General features: G+C 66.5%; 15 protein-coding genes. 7 read left to right on the top strand and 8 right to left on the bottom strand.

Annotated features, from left to right (window positions below; translation table 11 throughout):
- Positions 1–48: 48 nt before the first annotated feature.
- Entirely contained in the window at positions 49–2,553 is a 2,505-nt protein-coding gene (gene hrpB, locus PSEK12I1_RS0122555) for an ATP-dependent helicase HrpB (protein WP_027603002.1), read from the bottom strand.
- A 102-nt stretch (positions 2,554–2,655) separates the two neighbouring features.
- On the opposite strand from hrpB, the gene PSEK12I1_RS0122550 reads away from it, so the two are divergent.
- The 5 genes from PSEK12I1_RS0122550 (at position 2,656) to PSEK12I1_RS0122530 (ending at position 6,716) form a co-directional block, all read left to right on the top strand.
- Complete coding sequence (locus PSEK12I1_RS0122550; RefSeq protein ID WP_027598502.1) at positions 2,656–3,081, top strand: hypothetical protein; 426 nt, start codon at positions 2,656–2,658, stop codon at positions 3,079–3,081.
- Positions 3,081–3,995, top strand: coding sequence for a cation diffusion facilitator family transporter (locus PSEK12I1_RS0122545; protein WP_027603001.1), 915 nt, complete (start codon positions 3,081–3,083; stop codon positions 3,993–3,995). The genes PSEK12I1_RS0122550 and PSEK12I1_RS0122545 overlap by 1 nt, the downstream gene beginning before the upstream one ends.
- A gap of 80 nt (positions 3,996–4,075) precedes the next feature.
- A complete protein-coding gene (locus PSEK12I1_RS0122540) occupies positions 4,076–5,605 on the top strand; it encodes an apoptosis inducing factor family protein (protein ID WP_027603000.1) in 1,530 nt (509 codons plus the stop codon).
- Positions 5,606–5,614: 9 nt separating this feature from the next.
- The gene (locus PSEK12I1_RS0122535; RefSeq protein ID WP_027598499.1) at positions 5,615–6,085 is read left to right on the top strand and encodes a metallophosphoesterase family protein; all 471 of its coding nucleotides are present in this window, start codon (positions 5,615–5,617) and stop codon (positions 6,083–6,085) included.
- Between the two features lie 10 nt (positions 6,086–6,095).
- Positions 6,096–6,716, top strand: a complete 621-nt coding sequence (locus tag PSEK12I1_RS0122530; protein ID WP_027602999.1) for a flavin reductase family protein — start codon at positions 6,096–6,098, stop codon at positions 6,714–6,716.
- A 59-nt stretch (positions 6,717–6,775) separates the two neighbouring features.
- Here PSEK12I1_RS0122530 and PSEK12I1_RS0122525 read toward each other — a convergent pair whose 3' ends face one another.
- The 7 genes from PSEK12I1_RS0122525 to PSEK12I1_RS0122495 form a co-directional block, all read right to left on the bottom strand.
- A complete protein-coding gene (locus tag PSEK12I1_RS0122525) occupies positions 6,776–7,714 on the bottom strand; it encodes a glutathione S-transferase family protein (RefSeq protein ID WP_027602998.1) in 939 nt (312 codons plus the stop codon).
- Positions 7,702–8,022, bottom strand: a complete 321-nt coding sequence (locus PSEK12I1_RS0122520; RefSeq protein WP_027602997.1) for a GIY-YIG nuclease family protein — start codon at positions 8,020–8,022, stop codon at positions 7,702–7,704. Before PSEK12I1_RS0122520 ends, PSEK12I1_RS0122525 begins: the two co-directional genes overlap by 13 nt.
- A gap of 2 nt (positions 8,023–8,024) precedes the next feature.
- Positions 8,025–8,717: a phosphatidylcholine synthase gene (gene pcsA, locus PSEK12I1_RS0122515; RefSeq protein WP_085982652.1), complete on the bottom strand. Its 693-nt coding sequence runs from the start codon at positions 8,715–8,717 to the stop codon at positions 8,025–8,027.
- Between the two features lie 264 nt (positions 8,718–8,981).
- A complete protein-coding gene (locus PSEK12I1_RS0122510; protein WP_027598495.1) occupies positions 8,982–9,749 on the bottom strand; it encodes an amino acid ABC transporter ATP-binding protein in 768 nt (255 codons plus the stop codon).
- Between the two features lie 10 nt (positions 9,750–9,759).
- A complete protein-coding gene (locus tag PSEK12I1_RS0122505; protein WP_027602996.1) occupies positions 9,760–10,860 on the bottom strand; it encodes an amino acid ABC transporter permease in 1,101 nt (366 codons plus the stop codon).
- Between the two features lie 9 nt (positions 10,861–10,869).
- Positions 10,870–12,057, bottom strand: coding sequence for an amino acid ABC transporter permease (locus PSEK12I1_RS0122500; protein WP_027598493.1), 1,188 nt, complete (start codon positions 12,055–12,057; stop codon positions 10,870–10,872).
- A gap of 99 nt (positions 12,058–12,156) precedes the next feature.
- Complete coding sequence (locus PSEK12I1_RS0122495; RefSeq protein WP_027602995.1) at positions 12,157–13,185, bottom strand: amino acid ABC transporter substrate-binding protein; 1,029 nt, start codon at positions 13,183–13,185, stop codon at positions 12,157–12,159.
- A 384-nt stretch (positions 13,186–13,569) separates the two neighbouring features.
- Here PSEK12I1_RS0122495 and PSEK12I1_RS0122490 point away from each other — a divergent pair, with 384 nt between their 5' ends.
- Positions 13,570–14,214, top strand: coding sequence for an alpha/beta hydrolase (locus PSEK12I1_RS0122490; RefSeq protein WP_027598491.1), 645 nt, complete (start codon positions 13,570–13,572; stop codon positions 14,212–14,214).
- A 199-nt stretch (positions 14,215–14,413) separates the two neighbouring features.
- Positions 14,414–15,364 (top strand): GGDEF domain-containing protein, encoded by a 951-nt coding sequence (locus PSEK12I1_RS0122485; RefSeq protein ID WP_037007313.1) that lies wholly within the window; start codon positions 14,414–14,416, stop codon positions 15,362–15,364.
- The last annotated feature ends 35 nt before the right edge of the window (positions 15,365–15,399 follow it).

Here is a 15,399-nt window from a genome sequence, read left to right as displayed (position 1 = left end):
GATCGTCTGGGTGTCTTGCCTAATCCTCTCGGCATCGACGCCCCGTGCTCAGGTCCCCCGCGGCTTGGCTCGGGCCGTGGGTTCGGCGATCAGGGGATCGTCCGGCCAGTAGTGCTTGGGATAGCGGCCCTTGAGATCCTTCTTCACCTCGGCGTAGGTATTGGCCCAGAAGCTGGCCAGGTCCTGGGTGACCTGCACCGGTCGCCGCGCGGGCGAGAGCAGGTGTAGCTTGACCGCCAGACGGCCACCGGCGAGGCGCGGAGTGTCGGCCAGGCCGAACAGCTCCTGCAGCCGCACCGCCAGCACCGGCGGCTGCTCGCTGTAGTCCAGGCGGATCGTGGAACCCGAGGGCACGGCCAGACCTCGCGGGGCCAGCTCGTCGAGCTGACGGGGCAGCGGCCAGGGCAGCAGGCCCTGGAGCATGGCGGCCAGGTCCAGGGTGGCGAAGTGGGCCAGGCGGCTGACGCGATCCAGATAGGGCAGCAGCCAGACTTCCAGGCTGGCCAGCAGGGCGGCGTCGCTCACGTCCGGCCAGTCGCTCGTCGGCTGCTGCTGCAGATCCAGTTGGCGCAGCAGCGCCACCCGCGCCTGCCACTGGCGCAGCTCTGGCGTCCAGGGCAGCAGCTCCAGCCCCTTGCGCCGCACCAGTCCGAGCAGGGCCCGGCTGCGGGCGGCGGTGTCCAGATTCTTCAAGGGTTCGCGGCTCAGCACCAGCTGGCCGATCCGTCGCTGGCGTTCGGCGCGCAACACCCCCTCGCGCTCGTCCCAGTCCAGTTCGTCGTGGCCTGCCACCTGCTCGGCCAGCGGCCCCTCGAACAGCGCCGGATCCAGTTCGGCAGCCAGATAGATGCGCTCCTCGCGCTGGCCCTGGCGACTGCCCAGATCGGCCACCACCAGCCAGGGCGATTTCATCAGCCCATCCGGTTCGCCAAAGCTGGCGGCCCGGCCGTTGGCCAGTCGATAGTCCTGGCCGCCGGCCTTGCGCTGCTGGGCGATGCGATCCGGATAGGCGCAGGCCAGCAGCGCCCCGGTCCAGCGCGGGTGCCCGGGATCGGCCACCGGCTGCCCGGCCGGGCCACGCAGCAGGCCGCGGTACTGGCGGACCAGCTGCCGAATCCGCGCCACGCCGCCGCGCGGACCACGGCCTTCACCGCCCAGGAGCAGCAGGCGGGTGTGCAGATCGGCGCCCTGCCCTGGAGCCAGGTCACGCTCGCCCAAGAGCGCGGCGATCTCGCAGGCGCGTTCGGCCAGGCCCCAGGCCTGCCCCCGCAACAGCAGGTGCGCCAGCCGCGGATGAGCCGGCAGGCCGCTCATGGCCTGGCCGTGAGGGGTGAGCACGCCCTGGTCGTCCAGGGCACCCAGGCGCACCAGCAGATCGCGGGCCTGGGCCAGGGCGGCGGCGGGTGGCGGATCGAGCCAGGCCAGCTCCTCGGCGTTCATGCCCCAGCGCGCCAGTTGCAGCGCCAGGCCGGCCAGATCGGCCTGGAGGATCTCGGCGCTGTCATAGGCCGGCAACTGCTGATGCCCCTCCTCCGACCAGAGTCGATAGCAGACGCCCGGCTCCAGGCGGCCGGCGCGGCCCTGGCGCTGGGTCGCCGAGGCGCGGGAAATGCGCCGGGTGGTCAGGCGGGTCATGCCACTGCCGGGATCGAAGGCCGGCACTCGCGCCAGGCCCGCGTCCACCACCACCCGTACCCCTTCGATGGTCAGACTGGTCTCGGCGATGTTGGTGGCCAGCACCACCTTGCGGCTACCTGGCGGCGCCGGCTCGATGGCCGCACGCTGGGCGGCCAGTTCCAGCTCGCCATGCAGCGGACAGAGCAATACCCCGGCGGGCAGCTGCTCCGCCAGGCGCTCGGCGGTGCGGCGGATCTCCGCCTGGCCGGGCAGGAACACCAGCAGGCTGCCGGCTTCCTCGTCCAGCGCCTGGAGCACCGTGGCGGCCACCCGCGCTTCCAGGCGCTCGTCCTGGCCGAGCGGCCGGCTCCAGCGGGTCGTCACCGGAAACATCCGTCCTTCGCTGCGCACCACCGGCGCGCCGCCGAGCAGCGCGGCGAGGCGTTCGCCTTCCAGGGTGGCCGACATCACCAGCAGCTTGAGCGGGGTATCGCGCAGCAGTTCGCGACCGCTCAGGGTCAGCGCCAGGGCCAGGTCGGCGTCCAGGCTGCGTTCGTGGAATTCGTCGAAGATCACCAGGCCGACGCCGTCCAGCGCGGGATCGTCCTGCAGGCGGCGGGTGAGGATGCCCTCGGTGACCACCTCGATACGGGTGCGCGGCCCGACCCGGCTCTCCAGGCGGATGCGATAGCCCACGGTCTCGCCGACGCCTTCGCCCAGCTCCGCGGCCAGGCGCTCGGCGGCAGCGCGCGCCGCCAGCCGGCGCGGCTCCAGCAGCAGGATGCGCTGGCCGGCCAGCCAGGGCTCCTGCAAAAGCGCCAGGGGCACCCGGGTGGTCTTGCCGGCCCCGGGCGGCGCTTCCAGCACGCAGTCGTCGCGGTGGGCAAGGGCCTGGCGCAGCTCGGGCAGGACAACATCGATGGGCAAGGGCGTCATTGGGCACGGCCGGTGGTCTCAACGGGGCGGGCAGTATAAAGCGTCTCGCCCGCCGTGATTCCGGCCGCTATAGTGGCGGCCTCATCCAACCGGAGGTTGTCTATGTCGATGCGTACCCGCGCGGTGTGTGGCGTCCTCGCCGCCGCCCTGTTCACCCAGCTGACCGCTTGCGGCTCGCTGTTCTATCCTGAGCGTCGCGGCCAGATCACCGGCAGTGGCCGGATCGATCCGGGCATCGTCGCCCTCGATGCCATCGGCCTGCTGTTCTACATCATTCCCGGCCTGATCGCCTTTGGCGTGGACTTCGCCACCGGCGCCATCTACCTGCCCGACAACAAGCGCGCCGAGGTCGATCCCGGCGAGCTGAACAAGGCGGTCAATCCGGACGGCAGCGTCGATCGCGCGCGCCTCAAGGCCATCATCCAGCAGGCCACCGGCCACAGCCTGCCGCTGGACGATCCGCGCCTGCTGCAGCGCAGCGGCAGCAACGAGCAGCTCGCCAGCCTGGGGCTCGCCCCGCGCGCCTGATGAGCGACCCGCACCGCACCGAGCGGCTCCTGCGTCGCGCCACCGCCGCCTCGGTGGCGGTGGCGACGACGCTGATCCTGGCCAAGGCCGTGGCCTGGTGGTTCAGCGGCTCGGTCAGCCTGCTCGCCGGCCTGACCGATTCGCTGCTCGACGGCCTGGCCTCGGTGTTCAACCTGCTGGCGGTGCACTATGCCCTTAAACCGGCGGACGACGACCATCGCTATGGCCATGGCAAGGCCGAGTCCCTCGCCGGCATCGCCCAGGCGGTCTTTATCGGTGTCAGCGCCGTGCTCATCGCCTGGCAGGCGATCGGACGCCTGCAGCAACCCGAGCCCCTGGGCGCCCATGGCCTGGGCATCGCCGTCACCCTGTTTTCCCTGGCCCTGACCGCCGTGCTGGTGGCCTACCAGCAGCACGTCATCCGCCTCACCGACTCCACGGTGGTCCGCGCCGACGCCCTGCACTACCGCTCCGACCTGCTGCTCAACGTCGGTATCCTGGTCACCCTGGCGCTGACCGGCTTCGGCTGGTACTGGCTGGATCCGCTGTTCGGTCTGGCCATCGCCCTCTATATCCTCTGGAGCGCCTACGGCATCGCCCGCGACTCCTTTGGCGTGCTGATGGACCAGGAACTGCCCGCCGACATCAGCGAGCACATGCTGCAGCTGGCCTGCCAAGTGCCGGGCGTGGAAGGTGCCCATGACCTGCGCACCCGCCTCTCCGGCAATCACTGGTTCGTGCAACTGCACCTGGAGCTGCCGGGCGAGATGAGCCTGTCCCGCGCCCATGTGCTGTGCGACGAGGTGGAAGCCGCCATCCGCGCCGAATATCCCCAGGCCGAGGTCTTGGTCCACGCCGATCCGCTGGACGCACCCGACGTTCCGCACCGACATCCGCTGCCGCCCGCCACCTGAGCGGAACCCGGCGCCGCTGCGCTCTCTCGAATCTGCTGAGCCTGATTCAAGAGAGCGCCCAGACGGCGCCGGAGTCCACCATGAAAGCCATGTATCCGGTCGCGCGCCTCGCCGACCTGCGCGAAGACCGTGGCACCGCGGTCAAGATCGAAGACACCGAGATCCTGCTGCTGCGCGTCGGCGACGAGGCCCGCGCCTTCCAGGCCAAGTGCCCCCACGCCGGCGCGCCGCTGGCCGACGGCGCGGTCTGCCAGGGGCGCCTGGTCTGTCCCTGGCACAAGGCGAGCTTTGCGGTCGAGGATGGCAGCCTGTGCGAACCGCCGGCGCTGGACGCCCTGCAGCGCTATCCGGTGGAGGTGCGCGATGGCGAGGTGCTGGTCGGCTGCGAACCCCTGCCCGCACAGGCGGCGGAATCCCGGCCCGACGACCGCCTGTTCGTCATCGTCGGCGCCGGCGCCGCAGGTACCGCCGCGGCCGCCGCCCTGCGCGAATTCGGCTATGGCGGACGCCTGTTGCTGATCGGTCGCGAACCGGGCGAGCCCTATGACCGGACGGCCCTGTCCAAATTCGTCCTCCAGGGCGACAAGGCCCCCGACGAAGCCCCGCCGCTGCGCGAGCCCGAGTTCTTCCGCCAGCAGCGCATCGAACGGTTGCATGCCGAGGTGACCCGCCTGGATCCCCAGACCCGTCAGCTGGAACTCGCCAACGGCCAGACCCTTAGCTACGACGGCTGCGTGCTCGCCACCGGTGGCGAACCCAAGCCGCTAGACGTTCCCGGCGCCCAGCTCGAGGGCATCCACCTGCTGCGGACCCGCGCCGACGCGGCCGCGATCCTCGCCGATCTGCCCGCCGAGGGCCGCGCGGTGATCGTCGGTGCCAGCTTCATCGGCCTGGAAGCCGCGTCCGCCCTGCGCAAGCAAGGCCTGGCAGTGGACGTGGTCTCCCCCGCCTCCCTGCCCTTCGTCAAGCAGATGGGCGAGACCCTCGGCCAGCACTTCAAGACCCTGCACGAGGCCAATGGCGTGACCTTCCACGCCCCCAGCGAGGTAGTGGGCTTCACCGGCGACGCTCACGTCCGCCAGGTCAGCCTCAAGGACGGCAGCCAATTGCCCGCCGACCTGGTGCTGGTGGGTACCGGCATCACGCCGGCAACCACTTTCCTGACCGATTTGCTCCTGGCGGATGACGGCAGCGTCCCGGTGGACGCCGAGCTCCGGGCCGCCGAGGGCCTCTACGCTGTCGGCGATCTGGCCACCTTTCCCTTCGCCGGTCAGCCGACCCGCATCGAGCACTGGCGCCTGGCCCAGCAACACGGCCGTCTGGCGGCGCGCAACCTGCTGGGCCACGCCGAACGCTACGCGGACGTGCCCTTCTTCTGGACTCTGCATCACGGCAAGCGTTACGAATACCTTGGCCATCCCCGCCACTGGGACGACATGCATCTGGACGGCAGCCTCGGCGACCAGACCTTTGTCGCCCTGCTGCTGGCCGAGGATCGGGTGGTGGGCGTGGTGGCCTGCCAACGGGAACGCGCCACCGCCATCCTGGCCCAGCGTATGCGCCAGCCGCTGGGACGCGCCGAGGCCCTGGACATCGTCCAGGCCAATTGAGGAGTCGCCATGGCCAATCCCTATCGCGTCGGCCTGATCGCCGATACCCATGGTCTGCTCCGGCCCGAGGCGCTGGAGGCCCTCGCCGGCAGCGACTTCATCCTGCACGCCGGTGACATCGGCAAACCCGAGATCCTCGATGCCCTGCGCGAGCTGGCACCGCTGGCGGTGGTCCGGGGCAACAATGACGACGTGCCCTGGGCCGACGACATCCCCGAGCGCGTCACCCTGACCCTGGACGGCATCGACATCCATATGCTCCACATCCTGCCCGAGCTCGACCTGGCCGCCGCCGGTGCCCAGGTACGGGTGGTAGTCAGCGGGCACTCGCACAAGCCGCTGATCGAAGAGCGCGATGGCGTACTCTACATAAACCCCGGCAGCGCTGGCCCACGGCGCTTTCGGCTGCCGATCAGCGTCGGCCGCCTGACCCTGGACGCCGGCCAGATCCAGGCCGAGATCCTGGAACTCACCCCCTGAAGGAATCCCGATGAGCATCGATTACCACTTCTACGAACCCAGCCAGGGCCACGGCCTGCCCCACGATCCCTTCAACGCCATCATCGCGCCGCGCCCCATCGGCTGGATCTCCTCCCAGAGCGAAACCGGCATCCTGAACCTCGCGCCCTACAGCTTCTTCAATGCCTTCAACTACAAGCCGCCGCTGATCGGCTTTTCCAGCCAGGGCTACAAGGACAGCGTGGCCAACATCGAGCGTACCGGCGAATTCGTCTGGAACCTGGCCACCCGTGAACTGGCCGAGGAAATGAACACCAGCAGCGCCATGGTCGGACCCGAGGTGGACGAATTCGCCCTGGCTGGCCTGGAGCCTGCCGCGTCGACGGTGGTCAAGGTGCCGCGTGTCGCCCGTGCCCAGGTGGCCTTCGAGTGCCGGCTGAGCCAGATCGTCCGCCTCAAGACCGCCGCCGGGGACGAACTGGATCAGTGGCTGGTGCTGGGCGAGGTGGTGGCCGCCCACATCGACAAGCGCCTGCTCAAGGACGGCATCTACCAGACCGCGGCCGCTCGCCCCATCGTCCGCGGCGGTGGCCCGGCCGACTATTTCGAGATCACCGAGGCCGCGCTGTTCCGCATGCGCCGCCCCGACTGAGCGGTCGGCCCTGCAATGTAAAACGGCGCCCTCGGGCGCCGTTGTCGTTGCCGTGATCCCTAGCCCGCTGCACTGACGCGGAAATTCAGGCGCGGGAAATGCACCTGGATCGCCCCCAGGTGCTCGTCGTGACGAAGGATCACCAGGGCTTCGCTGTCGGCATGCACCAGTTCACCCACCACCGGATCCACCCCATAGTCGGTTGCCGCCACACTCACCCGGTCACCCCAGGCGAAGCCTTCCACGGCGAGGGCCTGGTCGCGCGGCAAGGCCAGGGGCTCCGCCGCCCTGGCGATCTCCAGCGCCTCGGCGGCGCCGAGTTCCTCATGGGTACCATGACCGAACCCCAGCACCCGGGCGAACCAGGCGGCGATCTCGGGGCGCTCGTCGACCAGGGGCGCCAGTTGCGGCGTGCTCTTGAGAAACCAGAAGTTGTGCGCCAGGGCGATATCGGCCACCGAGGGCGCGCCGAACAGGAATTCGCCGGCGCTGCGCTGGAGCTGGGTCTCCAGGCGGGTCAGCAGGGTCGGCAACTGTTGCCGGGCCTGCTCGGGACTCAGCCGGCTCAGGCTGCCACCGCTGAACAGCGCCTTGCGGTCGTCCAGAAAAGCCTGGGCCTGCTCCGGCGGCAGGCTGGCCAGGCGTGGGCCCATGATCTCCGGCTGGAACATCAGCGCCACGGCATGCTGGAACAGCACCGAGTCCGCCCAGGCGGCAAAGGCGGCCACCACCGCTTCCTGGCCTTCCGGAAACAGCGCCGGCACGGCCTTTTCCGCCTCCAGGCGACGGGCGATCAGTGCCGTGTCGCAATAGACATCTGCCCCCACCTGCAATACCGGCGTCTTGCGATAGCCACCCGTGAGCGCCACCAGCTCTGGCTTGGGCAGCATCCGCGGAATGATCACCGAACGCCAGGCCAGCCCCTTGAAGCCCAGCAGCAGGCGCGCCTTCTCGGCGAAGGGCGATTGCCAGTAGTGATGCAGAATCAGCTCGGACATGACAGCTCTCCTGAAGGGGCCGCGGACGCCAGGCCGGCGCGGGCCAGCACCAGGGATTCCTTGGCTTTTTTGGGCAGCTTCTTGATCTGGATTTCGCGACGCAGGGCGGTCGATTTGTCGCCACAAGCTTCCACATAGACCAGCGCCTGGGCCGGACTGGAGGCGAAGAAGCGGGCACCGCGGCCACTGCGGTGCTGGGCGAAACGGCGCTCGGGATCATCGCTGATGCCGCAATAGAGCGCCTGATTCTCGGCACGCACCAAGTAGACATACCAGGTGCGCGCGGGTGGCAGGGGGTTATCGCTCACCGTCAGGCGAACCACTCCCGGGCGGTACGCCAGACGCACACGCCAACGAAATAGATGCCGCTGGCGAACCAGAGGACCATCAGCCACAGTGGCTTGTCGGGATGCACGAATACCATCATGGCGCTGCTGAGCAGCCAGATGGAGGTCACGGTGATGTTCACCGCCATCAGCTGGCGCACGCGGAAGGGATGCAGGAACTTGACCCGGGTCAGGGTCAGGGCGGCCAGCACCAGCACCACCGCCATGCTGAACCAGGGCGCCAGGTCCAGTACGTAGAAATACAGCGCCACCACGTTCCAGGCCGCGGGAAAGCCGACGAAATAGTTGTCGGCGCTCTTCATGTTCACATTGCAGAAACAGAACAGCGACGACAATAGGATGATGCCCACCGCCACCAGTTCGAAATGCGGCGGCAAGGGCACGAAGCGATAGATGAAGATGGCCGGAATGAACACATAGGTCAGGTAGTCGACCACCAGGTCCAGCGCCGAGCCGTCGAAATGGGGCAATACCCGCTTGACTTCGAACTTGCGCGCCAGGGTGCCGTCCAGACCGTCGACGAGCAGGGCGATGCCCAGCCACATCAGGCAACCCTTGGGTTGACCGTCGACCAGAGCGAGCAGCGCCAGAAGCGCGAGGATCACACCACTGGAGGTCACCGCATGGGCGCCCCAGGCCTTGGCTTTTGTCAGCATGAGCGGATGGGAAATGGAGTTCACGGGCGTCTCTCTATGATGACGGCTTCGACTGCCCAGCGCACCGCCCGTTCTGGCGATACGCTACGAAATCGACAATGAAGCCGGTGAACGGCAAGGCGGACCTTGACCGCCGACCCCGGAAACCGGGCGCCAAACGTCGAGGATACCGCGCCTTGCGGCCCTTTGCCCGCCTTCCCGCCGAACGCCCGTGACTGGGTTCGCAGGACGACCGGGGCGGACAGGTCGCCGCCCCGGCCGCGCTTAGTGCAGGATCTGCCCGAGGAACAGGCGGGTACGCTCGTTCTGCGGGTTGTCGAAGAACTGGTCCGGAGCGGCCTGTTCGACGATTTCGCCCTTGTCCATGAAGATCACCCGGTTGGCCACGGTGCGGGCGAAGCCCATCTCGTGGGTCACGCAGAGCATGGTCATACCGTCCTGGGCCAGACCGATCATGGTGTCCAGCACCTCCTTCACCATCTCAGGGTCGAGCGCCGAGGTCGGCTCATCGAACAGCATGATGCGCGGCTGCATGCACAGCGCCCGGGCGATGGCCACGCGCTGCTGCTGGCCGCCGGACAGCTGGCCCGGAAATTTGTTGGCCTGCTCGGGAATGCGCACCCGCTGCAGGTAGTGCATGGCGATTTCTTCGGCCTGCTTCTTCGGCATCTTGCGCACCCACATGGGGGCCAGGGTGCAGTTCTGCAGCACGGTCAGGTGCGGGAAGAGGTTGAAGTGCTGGAACACCATGCCCACTTCGCTGCGAATGGTCTCGATCTGCTTGAGATCGTTGGTCAGCTCGGTGCCATCTACGATGATCTGGCCCTTCTGGTGTTCTTCCAGCCGGTTGATGCAACGGATGGTGGTGGACTTGCCCGAGCCGGACGGCCCGCACAGCACGATGCGCTCGCCCTGGGTCACGGTCAGGTTGATGTCCTTGAGCACGTGGAACTGGCCGTACCACTTGTTCACGTCCTTGAGCTGGATCATGACCTTGCTGCTGTCGACCTGCTGCTTGTTGCTTACGTTCATCTGATGACTCCTAACGCTTGTGGCCGGTGTTCAGCTTGCGCTCCAGGCGAGCGGAGTAGCTGGACATGGCGAAACAGAAAACCCAGTAGATCAGCGCGGCGAACACATAGCCCTCGGTGGACATGCCCAGCCAGGCCGGATCCGAGGTGGCGCGCTTGATGCTGTTGAGCAGGTCGAACAGGCCGATGATGATCACCAGGCTCGAATCCTTGAACAGCGCGATGAAGGTGTTGACGATGCCCGGGATCACCAGCTTGAGCGCCTGCGGCAGGATCACCAGGCCCATGGTTCGCCAGTAGCCCAGGCCCATGGCGGCAGCGGCCTCGTACTGGCCCTTGGGAATGGCCTGCATGCCACCGCGGACCACTTCGGCGATGTAGGCCGCCTCGAAGATGATCACCATGACGATGGCGCGCAGCAGCTTGTCGAGGTTCATGCCCTCGGGCAGGAACAGCGGCAGCATCACCGACGACAGGAAGAGCACCGTGATCAGCGGGATGCCCCGCCAGAACTCGATCATGGTCACCGAGATGACCTTGATCGCCGGCAGCTTCGAGCGGCGGCCGAGGGCCAGCAGGATGCCCAGCGGCAGCGCGCCGACGATGCCCACCGCCGCGATGACGATGGTCAGCATCAGGCCGCCCCACTCGCTGGTGGGGACCACTCGCAGGCCCAGACCACCGTACAGCAGCCAGAAGGCCACCAGCGGGTAGATCACCAGCAGGGACAGGCCGTAGCGAGCCTTGTGCTTGAAGCTGTCGAGGAACAGCGGAATGGCGCCGACCACGGCCAGCACCACGGTCAGGTCGAACCGCCAGCGCTGGTCTTCCGGGTAGAAGCCGTACATGAACTGGCCGATGCGTTCCTTGATGAACACCCAGCAGGCACCGCCCGGCGCGCAATCGGACCGGGTCGTGCCACTCCAGGTGGCATTGAGGAAGGCCCAGTTCACCACCGGCGGCACGATCAGCCAGACCAGGTAGAGGCCGAGCAGGGTCAGCAGGGTATTGCCGACGCTGGAAAACAAATTGCCACGAATCCAGGCCAGGGCACCGACGCTGGAGGGTGGCGGCGGCAGGTCCGGTTTGAAGGTATGGGTCTGGTTACTCATACGCGCTCCTTAACGCTCGATCAGCGCGATGCGCTTGTTGTACCAGTTCATCAGGATGCTGATGCTGATGCTGATGGCCAGGTACACGCTCATGGTGATGGCCATGGTCTCGATGGCCTGGCCGGTCTGGTTCAGCGTGGTGCCGGCGAACAGCGCCACCATCTCCGGATAGCCCACCGCGGCGCCCAGGGAGGAGTTCTTCATCAGGTTCAGGTACTGGTTGGTCAGCGGGGGAATGATCACCCGCAGCGCCTGGGGAATGATCACCAGCCGCAAGGTCAACCCGGGACGCAGGCCCAGGGAGCTGGCTGCCTCGGTCTGACCATGGCTGACCGCCTGGATACCGCCCCGTACCGTCTCGCCGATGAAGGCCGCGGTATAGACCGATAGGGCCAGCGCCAGGGAGACCAGTTCCGGAATGATCACCCAGCCACCGCGCAGGTTGAAGCCTTGCAGCTCCGGCAGCTCCCAGTGGAACGGCTTGCCGAACACCAGGGTCGCCAGCAGCGGAATGCCGATCAGCAGCGCCAGGATCGTCCACAGCACCGGGAAACGTTCACCGGTGGCGTGCCGACGCTTGCGGGCCCAACGGAACACCACGACGCTCGCCACGACGGCGATCAGAAAGGCGATCAGGCCCGGAATGAAGCCCGCATCGGCGCTCGGGGCCGGCATGTACAGGCCGCGGTTGTTGACGAAGAAGGCGTCACCCAGGCTCAGACTCTGGCGCGGGCCAGGCAGCGGCGCGAGGACGGCGAAGTAGACGAAGAAGATCAGCAGCAACGGCGGAATGTTGCGGAAGATCTCGATATAGACCGTGGCGACCTTGCGCAGCAGCCAGTTGTTGGACAACCGCGCCACGCCCACGGTGAAGCCGATGATTGTCGCCAGCACGATGCCGATCACCGAGACCAGCAGGGTGTTGAGCAGACCGACCAGGAATACCCGGCCGTAGGTGTCACCCTCGGTATAGGGAACCAGGTGCTGGGGAATGCCGAAGCCGGCGGAGTTGTTGAGGAAGCCGAAGCCCGAGGTGATCCCCCGGTGAGACAGGTTGGTCTGGGTGTTGTTGAACAGGAACCAGCCGAAGGCCACGACGGCGACTACGGCGACGACCTGGAACAGCCACGAACGCACCTGAGGGTCGGTCAGTAGCGACCCACGGACTGGTGGCGAGGTTTTGCTAACGTTTTGCATCTACTGGAAGCCTCATTAAATCCTCGCCCCGCAGCGCGAACAGCGCTGCAGGGCGAGAATCTGCACATCCGGAAGGTGTCGGCGACTAGGGCGCCGAGATCAACGGACCGGCGGGGAGTACTGCAGGCCGCCTGCGTTCCACAGGGCGTTGAGACCACGCTTGATCTTCAGATCGGAACCCATGCCGACGTTACGTTCGAAGACTTCGCCGTAGTTGCCGACCTGCTTGACGATGTTCAGCGCCCAGTCCTTCGGCAGCTTCAGGTCCTTGCCGAATTCGCCATCGGTACCCAGCAGACGACGCACGTCAGGATTCTTGGAATCCTTGGCCTGGGCTTCCACGTTGGCGGAGGTCAGGCCCATTTCCTCGGCGCTGACCATGGCGAACTGAGCCCACTTGACGATGGTGAACCAGTCTTCGTCGCCACGACGGACGGCGGGAGCCAGGGGCTCCTTGGAGATGACCTCGGGCAATACGACGTAGTCGTCGGGCTTGGCCAGCTTGATGCGCTGGGCGTACAGCTGCGACTGGTCGGAGGTCAGCACGTCGCAACGACCGGCTTCCATGGATTTGGCGCTTTCGTCGGAGGTGCTGTAGGTGATGGGGGTGAACTTCATGCCGCTCGAGCGGAAGTAGTCAGCCAGGTTCAGCTCGGTGGTGGTACCGGCCTGGATGCACACGGTGGCACCGTCCAGTTCCTTGGCGCTCTTCACACCCAGCTTCTTGTTCACCAGGAAGCCCTGGCCATCGTAGTAGGTCACGGCGGTAAACATCAGGCCCATGCCGCCATCGCGGGAGCTGGTCCAGGTGGTATTGCGCGACAGGACGTCGATCTCGCCGGACTGCAGCGCGGTGAAGCGTTCCTTGGCGGTAAGGGGGGTGAAACGCACCTTGGAGGCATCGCCGAACACCGCGGCGGCGACGGCGCGGCAGACGTCCACGTCGATACCCTTGTATTCACCCTTGGAGTCGGTGAAGGAGAAACCCGGCAGGCCATCGCTGACGCCGCATTGCACGAAACCCTTGTTCTTCACTGCATCTAGAGTAGCGCCCGCATGAGCCATGCCGGACAGGCCCAGAGCAGCGGCGGTGGTCAGAATTGCCAGGGTAGACTTCACCATCTTCATCGATAAGCTCCACTTTGTTTATGAATTACGTTTCCAGTCGCACGGCAGCACGATGTCTCTCGCCTGATTGCCGTGTAACTCGCCCACCCGATCCCTGGGCGTCCTCTATCAAGGGATGGAGGAGACGCGCTGGAAGGCGTGACGAAGCAGTGAGTCAGTGTTACCTGTTAGTGCACTACCTGGCCGCAGCCTAGATGAGGCAATTTGCGGACCAGTGAATGCGACAGCTGCTCACTTCGCTCAAACCCGGCAATCGCGTGACTTCGAGCAAAAAGCCGAACAACAGAATTACGAAAATGCGACACGCATTTTGTGCACCATCTGTTACCACACCCATTTTTAGTGGCACCAAACTGGAGCAAAGCCTTGGAAAATTCGCCTCTTGTGCTGGAATCGCCCAGCGGAACCGCCGATAGCTGCGTCATTTGGTTGCATGGCCTGGGTGCAACCCAGCATGACTTCGAACCCGTTGCCGAATTGTTGCAGCGCAGCCTGACGTCGACCCGATTCGTCCTGCCCCAGGCGCCCACCCAGGCGGTCACCATCAATGGCGGCTGGGCCATGCCGTCCTGGTACGACATCCTGGCCATGAATCCGGCCCGGGCCATCGACCGCGCCCAGCTGGACGCCTCGGCCGCCACGGTACGGGCACTGATCGAGACCCAGCAGGCCCAGGGCATTGCGGCCGAACGCATCGTGCTGGCCGGCTTTTCCCAGGGCGGCGCCGTGGTCCTGCACACCGCCTACAACACCGCGTGCCCGACACTGGGCGGCGTCATGGCGCTGTCGACCTATGCGCCCAGCTTCGAGGACGCCCAGGTCAATCGGGGCGGGGCCACCCCGGTGCTGTGCCTGCACGGCGAGCAGGACGACGTGGTACCCCTGGCCCTGGGGCGGGCCGCTTACGAAGCACTCGTGGCCGCGGGCGTGGAAGCGCTCTGGCACAGCTACCCCATGCGCCACGAGGTCATCCCCGCGGAGATCCAGGACATCCAGGGCTGGCTGCTGGCACGTCTCGGCGGAAAATAAAGGGCGAATTGCCGGACCGCTTCGTTTTTGGAAACCGGTCGACAATTTGCAGAATCTGGACGCGAAGGGAGGCCTGGAAAGGGCAAAGCGAACGAACTTTGAGGTACCCATCCGGTCCAGTGTGGGTGCCTGAAGGTCGTGATGTGCATGGAGCAGCTATGGCCCGAGTTTTCCTTTCAGTCCCCGGGGTGATCCTTTGATGGCTGCCCCCTTGTCGGTCTGGTTGGCCGAAGTCCCGGTCGATTCCCTGAAGGACCTGCGCCTGTTCAAGGGCGTGGAGACCTATCTGCTGGAAGCCCTGATCGCCCGCTCGGCCACGCGCAGCCTGGTCGCTGGTGAGTGCCTGCTCTCGCCCGCCATGCTCAACCAGTACATGTATCTGATCCTAGAGGGTCGCCTGCGGGTCCACCTGGGCTCGCCGGACAATCCGCCCATCTATCTGCTGGGTCCGGGCGAATGCTCGGGCGAGATCAGCTTCATGGACAGCGAGCGACCCAGCGCCCACGTCATCGCCGAGGCCGACACCCAGGTGCTCTGCCTGCACCGCGATCTGGTGCTGGAACTGATCGAGCGCTCCTCCAAAGCCATGCACAACCTGCTCGGCATCCTCTGCGAGCGGATGCGCCGTGGCAACCAGCTCATCGTCGATACCGAACGCAATGCCAATGTCGACACCCTGACCGGCCTCTTCAATCGTCGGCGGCTCGAACAGCTGTTCGAGCGCGAGAGCACCCGTTGCGCCTTCAATCGGCAGCCCTTGAGCCTGCTGATGCTGGATGTGGATCACTTCAAGCGCTACAACGACACCCATGGGCACCTGGCGGGCGACTACGCCCTGTGCCTGGTGGCCAACACCCTGCGCGACCAGCTGAGACCCAAGGACAGCATGGCGCGCTATGGCGGCGAGGAGTTCGTCATCCTGCTGCCGGAGATCGACCGCGACGAAGCCATCGCCATCGCCGAGCGCCTGCGCCAGAGCCTGGCGGAGATCAAGGACTTCTATTCGCCCTGCGGCAAGCTGCCGGGGGTGACCGTGTCCATCGGCCTGGCCCAGATGCGCAAGGCCGACTCCCTGGACGAACTGGTAGGGCGTGCGGACAAATCGCTCTACCAGGCCAAGGATGCCGGGCGCAATCGGATCAGCGGCTGAGCGGATTGCGCTTGCGTTCGGCAGGTAGTTGTTGC

The sequence above is a fragment of the Pseudomonas sp. MOIL14HWK12:I1 genome (assembly GCF_000510705.1).
GTDB lineage: Bacteria > Pseudomonadota > Gammaproteobacteria > Pseudomonadales > Pseudomonadaceae > Chryseomonas > Chryseomonas oryzihabitans.
This window is presented reverse-complemented; position numbering and strand designations above follow the sequence as displayed.

Coding starts and splice junctions, on each gene's coding strand:
- PSEK12I1_RS0122550 (WP_027598502.1), top strand. CDS start 2,656: ATGTCGATGCGTACCCGCGCGGTGTGTGGCGTCCTCGCCGCCGCCCTG.
- pcsA (WP_085982652.1), bottom strand. CDS start 8,717: ATGCTGACAAAAGCCAAGGCCTGGGGCGCCCATGCGGTGACCTCCAGT.
- PSEK12I1_RS0122485 (WP_037007313.1), top strand. CDS start 14,414: ATGGCTGCCCCCTTGTCGGTCTGGTTGGCCGAAGTCCCGGTCGATTCC.
- PSEK12I1_RS0122545 (WP_027603001.1), top strand. CDS start 3,081: ATGAGCGACCCGCACCGCACCGAGCGGCTCCTGCGTCGCGCCACCGCC.
- PSEK12I1_RS0122510 (WP_027598495.1), bottom strand. CDS start 9,749: ATGAACGTAAGCAACAAGCAGCAGGTCGACAGCAGCAAGGTCATGATC.
- PSEK12I1_RS0122495 (WP_027602995.1), bottom strand. CDS start 13,185: ATGAAGATGGTGAAGTCTACCCTGGCAATTCTGACCACCGCCGCTGCT.
- PSEK12I1_RS0122525 (WP_027602998.1), bottom strand. CDS start 7,714: ATGTCCGAGCTGATTCTGCATCACTACTGGCAATCGCCCTTCGCCGAG.
- PSEK12I1_RS0122530 (WP_027602999.1), top strand. CDS start 6,096: ATGAGCATCGATTACCACTTCTACGAACCCAGCCAGGGCCACGGCCTG.
- PSEK12I1_RS0122540 (WP_027603000.1), top strand. CDS start 4,076: ATGAAAGCCATGTATCCGGTCGCGCGCCTCGCCGACCTGCGCGAAGAC.
- PSEK12I1_RS0122535 (WP_027598499.1), top strand. CDS start 5,615: ATGGCCAATCCCTATCGCGTCGGCCTGATCGCCGATACCCATGGTCTG.
- PSEK12I1_RS0122505 (WP_027602996.1), bottom strand. CDS start 10,860: ATGAGTAACCAGACCCATACCTTCAAACCGGACCTGCCGCCGCCACCC.
- PSEK12I1_RS0122500 (WP_027598493.1), bottom strand. CDS start 12,057: ATGCAAAACGTTAGCAAAACCTCGCCACCAGTCCGTGGGTCGCTACTG.
- hrpB (WP_027603002.1), bottom strand. CDS start 2,553: ATGACGCCCTTGCCCATCGATGTTGTCCTGCCCGAGCTGCGCCAGGCC.